The organism is Acinetobacter sp. YH12142 (genome assembly GCF_013418435.1).
Classification (GTDB): Bacteria; Pseudomonadota; Gammaproteobacteria; order Pseudomonadales; family Moraxellaceae; genus Acinetobacter; species Acinetobacter amyesii.
In genome coordinates this window covers 17,367-29,432 of record NZ_VPCB01000024.1, presented here as the reverse complement: position 1 = coordinate 29,432, position 12,066 = coordinate 17,367, and the positions used below count along the sequence as shown (strand labels likewise).

10 protein-coding genes and 1 pseudogene are annotated in these 12,066 nt (G+C 42.3%); 3 read left to right on the top strand and 8 right to left on the bottom strand.

Going from position 1 to position 12,066, the window contains the following annotated elements; all coding sequences use genetic code 11:
- Positions 1-125: 125 nt before the first annotated feature.
- From FTU77_RS14710 to FTU77_RS14695, 4 genes and pseudogenes are all read right to left on the bottom strand, one after another.
- Positions 126-1,307: pseudogene (locus tag FTU77_RS14710) on the bottom strand (ammonium transporter); the annotation flags it as partial.
- A gap of 346 nt (positions 1,308-1,653) precedes the next feature.
- Positions 1,654-3,108 carry an NAD(P)(+) transhydrogenase (Re/Si-specific) subunit beta gene (locus FTU77_RS14705; RefSeq protein ID WP_078191286.1) on the bottom strand — a complete coding sequence of 485 codons (1,455 nt, stop codon included), beginning with the start codon at positions 3,106-3,108 and terminating at the stop codon, positions 1,654-1,656.
- Positions 3,109-3,111: 3 nt separating this feature from the next.
- Positions 3,112-3,432, bottom strand: coding sequence for a proton-translocating transhydrogenase family protein (locus FTU77_RS14700; protein ID WP_078191287.1), 321 nt, complete (start codon positions 3,430-3,432; stop codon positions 3,112-3,114).
- Positions 3,433-3,443: 11 nt separating this feature from the next.
- Positions 3,444-4,571 (bottom strand): Re/Si-specific NAD(P)(+) transhydrogenase subunit alpha, encoded by a 1,128-nt coding sequence (locus tag FTU77_RS14695; RefSeq protein ID WP_111885447.1) that lies wholly within the window; start codon positions 4,569-4,571, stop codon positions 3,444-3,446.
- A gap of 940 nt (positions 4,572-5,511) precedes the next feature.
- Between FTU77_RS14695 and FTU77_RS14690 the strand changes: the two genes are divergently transcribed.
- Both FTU77_RS14690 and FTU77_RS14685 read left to right on the top strand, forming a co-directional pair.
- Positions 5,512-6,429 (top strand): DMT family transporter, encoded by a 918-nt coding sequence (locus FTU77_RS14690; protein WP_180056111.1) that lies wholly within the window; start codon positions 5,512-5,514, stop codon positions 6,427-6,429.
- Positions 6,430-6,552: 123 nt separating this feature from the next.
- The gene (locus FTU77_RS14685) at positions 6,553-7,749 is read left to right on the top strand and encodes an MFS transporter (protein ID WP_180056110.1); all 1,197 of its coding nucleotides are present in this window, start codon (positions 6,553-6,555) and stop codon (positions 7,747-7,749) included.
- A gap of 54 nt (positions 7,750-7,803) precedes the next feature.
- Here the strand turns inward: FTU77_RS14685 and FTU77_RS14680 are convergent, their stop codons facing one another.
- The 4 genes from FTU77_RS14680 to FTU77_RS14670 form a co-directional block, all read right to left on the bottom strand.
- Positions 7,804-8,448: a HEPN domain-containing protein gene (locus FTU77_RS14680; RefSeq protein WP_180022580.1), complete on the bottom strand. Its 645-nt coding sequence runs from the start codon at positions 8,446-8,448 to the stop codon at positions 7,804-7,806.
- A gap of 97 nt (positions 8,449-8,545) precedes the next feature.
- Positions 8,546-8,956: a hypothetical protein gene (locus FTU77_RS14675; protein WP_180009025.1), complete on the bottom strand. Its 411-nt coding sequence runs from the start codon at positions 8,954-8,956 to the stop codon at positions 8,546-8,548.
- A gap of 22 nt (positions 8,957-8,978) precedes the next feature.
- Positions 8,979-9,101: a hypothetical protein gene (locus FTU77_RS16060; RefSeq protein WP_257223647.1), complete on the bottom strand. Its 123-nt coding sequence runs from the start codon at positions 9,099-9,101 to the stop codon at positions 8,979-8,981.
- Positions 9,102-9,234: 133 nt separating this feature from the next.
- A complete protein-coding gene (locus FTU77_RS14670; RefSeq protein WP_180056109.1) occupies positions 9,235-10,650 on the bottom strand; it encodes a methylenetetrahydrofolate reductase C-terminal domain-containing protein in 1,416 nt (471 codons plus the stop codon).
- Positions 10,651-10,934: 284 nt separating this feature from the next.
- On the opposite strand from FTU77_RS14670, the gene dusA reads away from it, so the two are divergent.
- The gene (dusA, locus tag FTU77_RS14665; RefSeq protein ID WP_180056108.1) at positions 10,935-11,966 is read left to right on the top strand and encodes a tRNA dihydrouridine(20/20a) synthase DusA; all 1,032 of its coding nucleotides are present in this window, start codon (positions 10,935-10,937) and stop codon (positions 11,964-11,966) included.
- The last annotated feature ends 100 nt before the right edge of the window (positions 11,967-12,066 follow it).

Here is a 12,066-nt window from a genome sequence, read left to right as displayed (position 1 = left end):
TCGTTTGAAGGATAAAAAAAGAATTGGGATTCAGCCCCAGGTTGAAACTTAATACGAGATCAAAGGGGTCAATTTTACTTTGCCATTTGTAAGGTAAAAGGGGTCAATTTTAGAATGCCGTTGACAAATACAATGAACGCAACGCCAAAGCCCCATAAAAAGGCTGCAATCACCCCAAGCCCTTGTATCGCGATGACATCGCCATTAAACATGTTATTTTCAAGGAAGATCCCTGCAGCCAATGTTCCCCATGCGCCACAGAATCCATGCACGGTCACTGCATCAACCACATCATCCAGTTTCATTTTTTCCATGAGCATTGGTAGGAAGGTCACCATCACACCTGCACATAAACCGGTGATGACCGCATACAGTGGAGACATCGTTGCACAGCCTGCCGTAATGGCAACCAAGCCACCCAGTGAGGCATTGATCGTACTGCGGATCAAAATGGCTTTAGATCGGATGAGACAGAGCAACATATATGCAACCACGGCAGCACACGCCGCAAGATGCGTATTTAAAGCAATACGTCCTACGCTGACATTGGCATTAATGGTCGAGCCTGCATTAAAACCAAACCATGCTAACCATAAAATAAAACCGCCTAATGCTACCAAAGGTAAGTTATGCCCTGGTAAATAATGGCTTTGCCCATTGCGTCCAAATCGACCCAAACGTGGTCCCAATACAATGATGCCAGCCAAGGCAACCCAGCCGCCCATTGAATGCACCACGGTCGAACCTGCAAAGTCGATAAATCCGAGTGCTTTTAACCAACCGTCTCCGCCAAATAAACTGCCCCATGCCCAACTACCAAAGACAGGATAAATCAGACCTGAGACAACGGCCGCACTCACCACATAAGCGACAAAATGAATCCGCTCTGCCATTGCACCACTGGCAATGGTGGTTGCCGTTGCAGCAAACATCATTTGGAAAAATAGAAGGTTCCAGTGCCAATCATCCAGTTGATCGGGTGCAAAATGACTGAAGCCAAACCAGCCCGTGGTATTGACCCCAAACATCAGACCAAAACCCACCAACCAAAACACCAGACCACCCAAGCAGGCATCCATGTAGTTTTTCATGAGTACATTCACGGTATTTTTACTGCGAACTGAACCACTTTCGATCATGGCAAATCCGGCTTGCATAAAGAACACCAAGATACCGCCCAGTACCACCCAAATACTGTCGAGCGAAATACGAATGTCTTGAATATTACTGGCGATTTGCGGGTCAACTGCCCATGCAGTCGATGTCAGGACACTCAGAAACAGTGCCATCAAGTATGTTTTTTTCATGATTATTCCCCCAAGAATAACCATGCTGTGCAAAAAGAATACCAAATTTCAGACAATTAATTATTTTTCAATGCATTGCGTCACAAAACCAGTTCGCGACAATATTTTGAATCACTGAGATCGAATTTAATGGAACAAAACAGCTCATCGATCTGTACCTTGGTTTCAAAACACGCATCAATTTGATTCAAGCACCTGATGCGCTAAATATTTGTGCACTTTTAGTGTGAAGCATTCATTAATCAAAAGCCAAGAAAATAAAAGCGAAGAAAACAAAAAACCACCCGAAGGTGGTTTAAATCTTCCTCAATCCCGCTTTATCACAGCGGGACTTTGGCAATATGGATTAATGACCACCGCCATTAATGGCTTTTGTCATATCTTCCACAACTTTCTTCGCATCACCGAAGATCATCATCGTTTTATCGTTATAGAACAAGTCATTATCTAGACCTGCGTAGCCTGTAGCCATAGAACGTTTGATCACCATAATGGTACGTGCTTTATGCGCTTCAAGGATTGGCATACCGTAAATTGGAGAACTTGGATCGTCTTTTGCCGCTGGGTTCACAACGTCATTCGCACCAATCACCAGTACTACATCTGTTGCTGGGAAGTCTGAGTTGATCTCGTCCATTTCAAGAATGTCTTCGTATGCAACATCAGCTTCAGCTAAAAGTACGTTCATGTGACCCGGCATACGACCTGCCACTGGGTGAATCGCAAAACGAACTTTTACACCTTGTTCTTTTAAGATTTCACACAATTCTTTCACGGCATTTTGTGCACGACCTTGCGCCATACCATAACCCGGTACGATCACCACGCTATCCGCATTTGACATCAAGAAGCCAGCATCGTCTGCAGAGCCTGAACGGTGATTACGCTGTGCTTTTTCACCATTATCCGCTGCAGCTACTGCGGTACCACCCATTGCACCACCAAACAAAACGTTGATGATTGAACGGTTCATGGCTTTACACATGATGTAAGACAGAATCGCACCCGATGAACCAACCAGTGAACCTGCAACAATCAGCATGTTGTTTTCAAGCGTGAAACCAATCCCTGCTGCTGCCCAACCTGAGAACGAGTTCAGTAGCGATACCACCACTGGCATATCACCACCGCCTACTGGCGCAATCCATACCCAACCAAATGCAAGTGCAAGAACAGTCATTGCCCAGAAAGCATTCATGTTGCCTGTAGTGAAGAAGTAGATACCACACGCCAACATCGCAAGGAAAATTAAAGCTTGAACAGGTTTTACCCATCCACCTGAAATGGTTTTTGCCCATTTCTTCGCAGCCAATTTACCGTAAGCAAATACCGACGCTGTGAATGTAATCGCACCAACGAAACAGCCTACAAACAATTCAAATAAATGAACTTTGCTCATGTGGGCATGTTCTACACCCGCTGCTGTTAATACCGCTTCATTCTCCGCGAATGCCGCAGTCAATTGGTTGTTATGTAGAATCGCAGCGATCGCAATCAGTACCGCAGCCAAACCGACCAATGAGTGCATCAGTGCCACAGTTTCAGGCATTTGCGTCATCGGAACTGTTTTTGCACGTGCAATACCAACGACCGCACCCAACACCATTGCACCCACAATCATCCAAATCACTGGATGATCTGCGACAAAGAATGTGGTGATTACAGCAATTGCCATTGCGATCATGCCATAACGGTTACCTTGAATCGCAGTTTTTGGACCAGACAAACCACGCAACGTTAAGATAAAAAGAACGGCACCAATCAGGTAGAACCAATCCGCATATTCTTTAATGAATTCCATGGATTAACCCTCTTTTTTCTTTTGCTTAGGTTTGAACATTTCAAGCATACGTGCAGTCACCGCAAAGCCACCAAAAATGTTGATACTTGCTAGGAAAACGGCAATCGCACCTAAAATACTCACTACGTTAATGCTTTGGAACTGTACGCTTGCATCCACAATACCTGGGATACCAACGGTTTGAATCATCGCACCAACGATAATGATCGATGACAAAGCATTGGTTACAGCCATTAATGGTGTGTGTAGCGCAGGTGTTACCCCCCAAACCACGTAGTAACCAACAAAGATTGCCAAGACAAAAATAGTAATCGTTTCAACCATGATGATTCTCCTTAACCACGTTTCAGCAGCACTTGGCCGCCATGAGTGACAAGTAGTGCTTTTTGAATTTCTTCTTCAGGGTTAATTGCGAAGTTCTTTTCGCTATCAAACAGGGTTTCAATGAAATTCAAAACGTTACGTGCATACAGTGCCGACGCTTCAGTCGAAACTGTTGAAGGAATATTTGGAATACCGAGAATTTTCACGCCATTTGCAGTCACAACATTTTCGCCGCAAACAGAACCTTCAACGTTACCGCCAGTTTCAACCGCCATATCTAGAATGATTGAGCCCGGTTTCATTTTGGCAACAGTTTCTGCTTTGATTAAACGTGGTGCGTCACGACCCGGCAATAATGCAGTCGTAATCACGATGTCAGCATTCGATACGGCTTTATCAACAATAATCGCTTGATCACGAATGTAGTCTTCACCCGGCATCCAGCCATAACCATTTTTCGCAGCATCGGCTGCTTTTTGTTGCTCTTCTGGTGACATTGGTACGTCTAACCATTTACCACCCAAAGATTCAACTTGGTCACGTGCTGTAGGACGTAAGTCAGTTGCTTCAACTACGGCACCTAAACGTTTCGCTGTTGCAATGGCTTGTAAGCCTGCAACCCCTACGCCCATGATCACAACACGTGCAGGTTTTACTGTACCTGCTGCTGTCATCAACATTGGGAACATACGTTGATATTCTGCCGCAGCCAAAAGCACAGATTTATAACCTGAAAGGTTGGCTTGAGATGAAAGTACGTCCATGTTTTGCGCACGAGATAAGGTCCGTGGCAAAAGTTCCAATGCAAATGCAGACACATTTTGTGACGCAAATTGGTCAAGTTCGGTGTTGCGGTAAGGGTCAAACATCCCCACAACGGTGGTACCCGCTGTGAGTTTTTGAATTTCGTCACCTTTAGGCGCACGAACTTTCAAAATCATTTGACTACCAGTATAGGCATCATCCGTAATTTTGGCACCAACTTGTTCATAGGCACTATCGATGTAAGCAGCGTTTACCCCTGCTCCACGTTCAATAACGACGCTATGACCAGCGCTGATCAACTTCTTTACTGTTTCAGGCGTCGCAGCGACGCGATTTTCACCGACAACAGTTTCGGCTGGAATTCCGATCTGCATGAGCGTTCCTCAAGCTAATTTTTCTTAAGTAAACATCGCAATCCGCGATGTCTCCCCTCAGGATGTGTTTTTGTACAATTTTTGGATTCTAATTGAACTTTTTTAAAATACTACCCAATATTTATTTAATAAATACCCATATTTTGAACTCATGATTCATGAAAAGAATAGTGCGATATTTCATTTATTCAGTTTTATTTGTCGATTTATTACTCATTTTTATCCTATTTATAACTTTTTAATATTACTTAAGACCAAAAACATAAATAATTTCGCTAGTTTTAATGCAGATTGTTTCAGTGCGTTGATCATTGTGACATTTTCATTCAACACAGAATGACCTGAACGTGTCGTGAAAAATCGACTTAAGTCAGGTAAAGCCACTCTTTCATGCAGACTGCATCAGCTCGTTGACTCATTTGACAGTTTTGACGTGCTGACCTACGTTGAAAACTGACTTTTTTCTGCCACAGTCTCGTCAAATCGGTCAGCTTGAATATCCGATGGATTTTTGCGCACGTTTCGGGTTTATTGAGATCTTGCCCTCCCCACCTGATGCTTCGCCTTAAGTCTTAGAATTGACTTTTTTAGCTAAAAAAATAATTTTTTGAATATTTAGCATTATGATATCGCTATTGGCTTTGTATCACCAAAAACAATAATTGCACCATTTATGTGCAATTTTCACCTTAAATGTTTCAGCCTGATATATTTGACCTGTAGAGTCATGTTGCGGTGAAAAAATTTAAAACCAAATTGGTCATTTCTTCCGCTGTTTTCATGTTTGATCTAGCAATCCCTTATGCATAAAGGAATAAGTACTATTCTTTTTTTGCATTTTTACTCACACGATGCATTTTTTATAATCAAAATGACAGTTCAAACTTATCGGAACAATGCTGTCGAATTCGTTCAGTCGTTATTAGGCACACCTTAACTTATGTCAAGAAACCTTAGTCCGCACTTCATCGGTGCAATTTTTGCGCTGATTGCTGCCTTCTTGTTTAGTACCAAAGCGATTTTTATTAAGCAAGCCTATGCACTTTCTCCTCTTGTCGATGCCACTGTCCTCATGGCTTTACGCATGATGAGTGCATTGCCGTTTTTCTTGGTCATTGCATGGCTGAGTCGACGTTCTTATCAAACGATTCAACGAAAAGATTGGGTGCTCTTGCTCATTTCAGGATTAATCGGCTATTACTTTTCGAGCTGGCTCGACTTCCGTGGCTTGATGTATATCAGTGCTTCGCTTGAACGAATTATACTTTTCCTATATCCCACATTAACCGTGCTGGCTTCCGCTGTTTTATTCAAAAAGCCACTGAGTTTTAAAACCATCCTTGCCCTGATTTTAAGTTATGGCGGGACAGTTTTAGTGATGCTACAAGAACAAAGTGCCACACCACATGATCAGTACTTTTGGCTCGGATGTAGTTTGGTTTTTGCCAGTGCCGTGTTATTTGCGATTTATTTATTACTCACGCCAGGCCTCATGCAAAAGTTTGGTTCTTTACACTTTACTGGTCTAGCCCTGAGCATAGCCTGCGTTGGGACGATTATTCATTTTCTATTTGCAACACCGCAGCCCATTGCCTTGCTTCAACAACTCCCGAGTCAAGTCTGGCTGTATGGTTTAGCGCTCGGACTATTGGTTACCGTACTTCCAACCATTTTGATGATGCAAAGTATCGTCCGACTTGGGGCTGCACAATCGGCCATGATTGCATCTATCGGGCCCATTTTAACGATTTTACTGGCCGTCGCTTTATTGAATGAACACTTAAACCTATGGCAATGGGTCGGTTGCGGTCTGAATATGCTGGGTGTCTTGATGATCAGTCTCAGTAAGAAATCCTAAACGCGTGCGTGGATACAATTCACAGAGAAACACTTTAAGACCTGTTTGATTTTCCTTATAGTGACCACAACAGCGTGGCAGCAAATTCTTTGCATACGCTTCCGCCCAATATCTGGACAATTTATGAAAGCCTCGATCGACATTAGCCATGATAAAACCCTGTTGTGGCTTATGGCTGCTGCATGTGGTTTATGTGCGGGTGCCAATTATTATTGCCAACCTTTAGTGGCTTCTATCCAACAGAGCTTTCAAATTCCACAACCTGAAGTGGCGCTTACCGTCACTTTCGCGCAGATCTCTTACGCTTTGGGTCTACTGTTTATTGTGCCGATTGGCGATATTGTAAATAAAGCCAAATTTATTCCTCTGCTTATGCTTGGTGCGACTGTGGGTTTAGCCCTCTGTGCTTTTTCGACCAATCTATACATGCTTTGGGCAGGAACCATTATCACGGGGCTATTTTCAGTGGCTGCTCAGGTTCTTATCCCTTTGGTCACTGTTGCGATACGACCTGAAAAAATTGGGGCAGTTGTTGGCTTTTTAATGAGTGGGTTATTGGTCGGCATTCTGTTATCGACCAGTCTCTCTGGCTTATTGTCCTATCTGTTTCATTGGAAATCGATTTACATCCTCAGTGCGCTCTTGATGTTGGTATTAGCACTCTTACTCAAAAAACGTCTGCCCGTGGTCAGCATCACACGGATGCCCTACAGCCAAGTCTTCCAATCCATGGGTGCATTACTCAAACATGAGCCACGGTTAATTTTCCGTTCTCTGATTGGGGGCTGTGTCTTTGCCGCGATGAGTATGCTGTTTTCCACCATTGCCATGTTACTGACTGAGCCACCTTTTCAATTGGCCGATGTTTGGGTCGGTGTCGTGACTTTAGTTGGTGTGTTTGGTGCGCTATCAACACAATGGATTGGGCGTTGGGCGGATTTGGGTTTTAACCGAAAATTAACTTGGCTCGGTTGTAGCATCTTAGCCCTCAGTTGGGGACTGCTGTATTTGGGTGGATCATCTCTTGCTTTTTATATTTTGGGCTATGGTTTAATCAATCTAGGTTTGGCAATGGTGCATAGCTGTAATCAAAATATTATTTTCCAACTCAACCCGATTGCACGCTCTCGAATCAATTCAATTTACATGACTTTTTATTTTGTCGGTGGTGCATGTGGCTCAGCTTTGGGCGTATTCGCCTGGCATCATGGCGGCTGGACCACCACCTGCATGACAGGGATAGCCTTAGTCATTGCTGCTGGATTTTTTGTATTGATCGATCAACTCTATACTGCGCGGCAACTAAAATATCCACAATGAAATGTCTGGATCATTATTCTAAAGCCACATTACTGTGGCTTTATTTTTTTGAAATTAACTGACCTGCACCACAGGATAAAAGGGTTTGCCTAAATCCAAGGTTTCTGCATTTTCCAAAAGAATCACCATAAACACCGGTAAGAGAGCCAACAGTATTGTGCAGCCATCTTGAAGTTGTTTCCGATTGACCGAACTTTTATAGGTCGCGCCGCCATGAACCATTTGATTGCGTAGCGTATACATGCGATTGAACAGCACCATTAAAATATCAACGGAATCTTTTTCTTTAAGCGCGTGCAGTACTTTTTGTTTTTCATGCGCCAAGCCCTCTTTGCATGCGTCATGGCTAATTTTTTGATTTTGATAATCCCAAAAGCCCTGATAAACATAGGGATTATCCAAAAACAACCGTATCGGCTGACTAAAACGCTCCCATAAAATATTATAGATTTTATGCTCTGCATCCTTTTGGCAGATCACATATAAAAACTGCCTTAAGCTTTGCTTGTCCTGCGCAATCTGTAAGTCTTGCGCGTATATTGCGTTGAAGGACACCCACAAACTGATAAATTGCAAATCGAGATCATCTTGAAGATCAATCGACTTTTTCAGCCAACTTAAACCTCGATGAATGCGTAAATTAAATTGGTCGGTATGTTCCGACTTTTTACTTTTGAATATTTCTTCAAGTAGCATCATGCCTGCTAAATTCCAATGGATAATTCGTTTATTTTTCTACCATTTGAACTTAGCGCAATTGTTTACCAGCATGCAATCAAAATATCTCTGTATTCAACTATTTGGTTTCATCTTGTGTGAGATAGGTATAACGTTCTAACAGATCATTTTCATCAAAAATCAATTCATAGGACATTTTCTTTCCATTAAAAACGGATTCGGCAGGTGTTCCTAAAAGTTCCCATAACCCCACGGTCGCCACATCTGCAGCACCATGCCAAAATGCACGTCCGACTTTACTGGCAGTCGAATAACCTTGGGTAAAGGTATAAATTTCATAACGTTTGCCATTTTTATATTCAGAGGTGATTGGTGCGCCAAATTCAGCAATCACCAAGTTACGAGACAGCCCTTGTTGAATCATTTCGGTATTTTTCTTGTTTGGCTGCTTGCTTGCCATGACAACTGAACAGCCTGTTGTGCCTGACAATGTGAAAACTAAAGCTATTCCTAAGCAGGTCTTTTTCATCATGTGGTATTCCCCAAATTCTTCAAATTTCTATTTTTAATTTTTGATTTTTGATTTTTGATTTTTGATTTTTGATTTTTGATTTTTGATTTTTGATTTTTGATTTTTGATTTTTGATTTTTGATTTTTGATTTTTGATTTTCATCTGCTGTTGATCTTAATTGTTTATTTCATCTTTTTCATTTTTTTATACGACTATTCGTCTGATTTTTAGAATGATTAGCGCTTGAAAGATTCACCTTTATGAAGGCTTCAGACTGAATAATGCTTTAAGTGAATTAATGTTCTGTTGGTGGCGATGTCGGTGGAACGAACCAGTTTTTCCAAGAACTACTGTGCCGAGTTTCAATTGCAACGGTAGGGATGAGCTCTTGCTTCAGCATTTTTTCTTGACCCACGGCTTTCGCCAACCGCGCTTTGACCGAGTGTATACACTCACGGTCTTCAAACTCACAGCGGTCAAGGTTGGAGCCACCACAGGGTCCATTGGCTAATCCTTTGGGACAGGTTTCAGGACAAATATATAAGGTTTCACCTAAACGACATTGTCCGCAATTTTCACAGCCCACGATGCCATGTTTACTGATAAATTCTGTTTTCAGCAAGGCCGCATCAGCTTTCGGTTTTTGCCATAATTTGGCCGAAAAAATATAAGATCCCGCCCCTTTGGCCAGTTTTGAACTAAAAAATAACTCATGCATGACATGCATACTTTTATATTTCAAAACTTGTTCAACTGGAGCCTTATGGTTATTTGCGCCCGTCGGTTGGAAGTTCACCTCTACACTAGAGCGCCAAAGCATTTTCCATTTTGCCAAACACTGTTCAAACGTTAATGTCGCAAATTGCAAAATTGCTTTTTGCAACTTCTCTTGCTCTTCCACTTTATGGCAAGCCGATAAATGAACCCCTGCATAACCCAAATGCTGACACATTAAAATTTGTAAGGCACAGCGGGCATAGACATTCTGTTCAGCTTGTATGGCGTCAGTTTGCTGTTCTTGTTGCAAAAAATTTAATACATCTGCTGAAAGCACGATGCCTGCGATTTTTTGCTTGGCCATAAAACGGGCACGGGCAAATGTCAGCGGCATGACACAAGCCAGTACAGGTACACGTGGATAGTATTGCTGCATATAGCGTTGGTAACTGCTCAACACATCCATGTCAAAGCCCAACTGTGTAATCACATAGTCAGCGCCAGCTTGAATTTTTTTATTCAATTTAAAATACTGCGCATCCTTTTCTGCTTCTGCATATTTAAAAGGATTAAATGCTACCCCTAAATAAAACCCGCCATAGTCTTTGGCTGCCATGACTTGATTGACCGACTCTAAATAACGGCTCCGTAGAGTCGGATCATTTGCCCCATCCTGATGCTGCTTGAGTTTATCGCCACTGAGCAAAAGTAAATTCTCTACCCCGTGCTGCTGAGCATCTTTCAGAAAAGTTTGAAAATCTGAGATATCTCGACCTTTCCCCGAATAATGCAGAATTTTTTCAATGCTTTGAGGGTAGTCATGCAGCGCTTCTAGAGGAGCAATATCCGTGTCACTTTGTACACGGTCAGCCAATGTCATGCACACAGGAAAGCCCGCAAATGTCGTTGGGACCAAATGCGGTTTTTGCGTCGTTAGATATTCAAACGAGATACAAAATTGGCGTTGCATTAGATATTGGGAAAATAAAGACATAAAGGCAGGCAGTTAAATTTGCTGAGAAACCATACAATAAAGTTTATAAAATTATAGATTAATCACATAAAAATTTAAATTGCTTAAGCCGCACTTCCAACTCTTTCTAGCCTGACTTTGAATACGGCACACTAGCAAGACCATGCCCCAAACCACAATTTATGCTAATATTGCGCGCGTCTTGAAATGCGGTTTTTTTCATCGTATTTCGGACAGCTTTTGGTATTTCTTCACCATTTTCCATTTCGTTCTTCCATCTTGTTCTTTTAAGGCGTGTTTTTTTAATGACTGATCTCCAACCCATTGAAAATAAACTTCAACCACGAATTAGTGTTGCGCCGATGATGGATTGGACGACTCGTGACTATCGTTTCTTTGCACGCTTGTTTAACCCTACTGTGATTCTCTACACCGAGATGGTCACCACAGGTGCGATTTTATTTGGCGGTGCGAATCGTCATTTGGACTATAACAACGAAGAACACCCGATTGTGTTACAGCTAGGTGGTTCAAATCCTAAAGATTTAGCGACCTGTACCAAGATGGCACAGGACTGGGGCTATGATGAAGTAAACCTCAATGTCGGCTGTCCGAGTGACCGCGTTCAGAACAATAAAATTGGCGCATGCTTGATGGCAGAGCCTGATTTGGTTGCAGAATGTATTGCTGAAATGCGAAATGCTGTTGATATTCCAGTGACCGTGAAACACCGCATCGGGATTGATGACATGCAGTCTTATGAAGAAATGCTACATTTTGTCGATACCGTGGCAAAGACTGGCTGTGACAATTTTATCGTGCATGCGCGTATTGCCCTGCTGCAAGGGTTGTCGCCAAAAGAAAACCGTGATGTGCCACCTTTACGTTATGAAGATGTTTATCGTCTGAAACAAGAACGTCCAAATTTATTGATCGAAATTAATGGCGGGGTGAAAACCTTTGCTGAAACGCAGCAACATTTACAACATGTTGATGGCGTGATGATTGGCCGTGAGGCTTATCACAACCCGTATTTATTGGCTGAGATCGGTCAGCTTTGGGATCTCGAATTACCCAACCGTTTCGATATTATCGATCAGATGCTACCGTATATTGCTAAACGCATGGAAGAAGGTGCGCCGCTTTCTATCATTACCCGTCATATTTTAGGTTTATTCCAAAATCTACCAGGTGCTCGAAAATGGCGTCAGGCTTTAAGTGGTGGCAATGCCAAAACCTTTGCAGATGTGGAAAATGCCATCCAAAATATTAAAGATGCAATGCAACGTACTGAAGACTATTTACGTGATCATCCTAAAGTCGTTTTAGAAGATTAATCTTCAAAAAGTGAAAGCCTGCTATTTTGCGGGCTTTTTTTATTTTTCATGTTTCTTAAAGTGCTTGCTTGGTAAGATCGACAACTCAGCTAAATCATCT

Bases quoted from the DNA above. Each gene is read 5' to 3' on its own strand.
- FTU77_RS14705 (WP_078191286.1), bottom strand. From the start codon at position 3,108: ATGGAATTCATTAAAGAATATGCGGATTGGTTCTACCTGATTGGTGCC.
- FTU77_RS14670 (WP_180056109.1), bottom strand. From the start codon at position 10,650: ATGTCTTTATTTTCCCAATATCTAATGCAACGCCAATTTTGTATCTCG.
- FTU77_RS14690 (WP_180056111.1), top strand. From the start codon at position 5,512: ATGTCAAGAAACCTTAGTCCGCACTTCATCGGTGCAATTTTTGCGCTG.
- dusA (WP_180056108.1), top strand. From the start codon at position 10,935: ATGACTGATCTCCAACCCATTGAAAATAAACTTCAACCACGAATTAGT.
- FTU77_RS14675 (WP_180009025.1), bottom strand. From the start codon at position 8,956: ATGAAAAAGACCTGCTTAGGAATAGCTTTAGTTTTCACATTGTCAGGC.
- FTU77_RS16060 (WP_257223647.1), bottom strand. From the start codon at position 9,101: ATGAAAATCAAAAATCAAAAATCAAAAATCAAAAATCAAAAATCAAAA.
- FTU77_RS14700 (WP_078191287.1), bottom strand. From the start codon at position 3,432: ATGGTTGAAACGATTACTATTTTTGTCTTGGCAATCTTTGTTGGTTAC.
- FTU77_RS14680 (WP_180022580.1), bottom strand. From the start codon at position 8,448: ATGATGCTACTTGAAGAAATATTCAAAAGTAAAAAGTCGGAACATACC.
- FTU77_RS14695 (WP_111885447.1), bottom strand. From the start codon at position 4,571: ATGCAGATCGGAATTCCAGCCGAAACTGTTGTCGGTGAAAATCGCGTC.
- FTU77_RS14685 (WP_180056110.1), top strand. From the start codon at position 6,553: ATGAAAGCCTCGATCGACATTAGCCATGATAAAACCCTGTTGTGGCTT.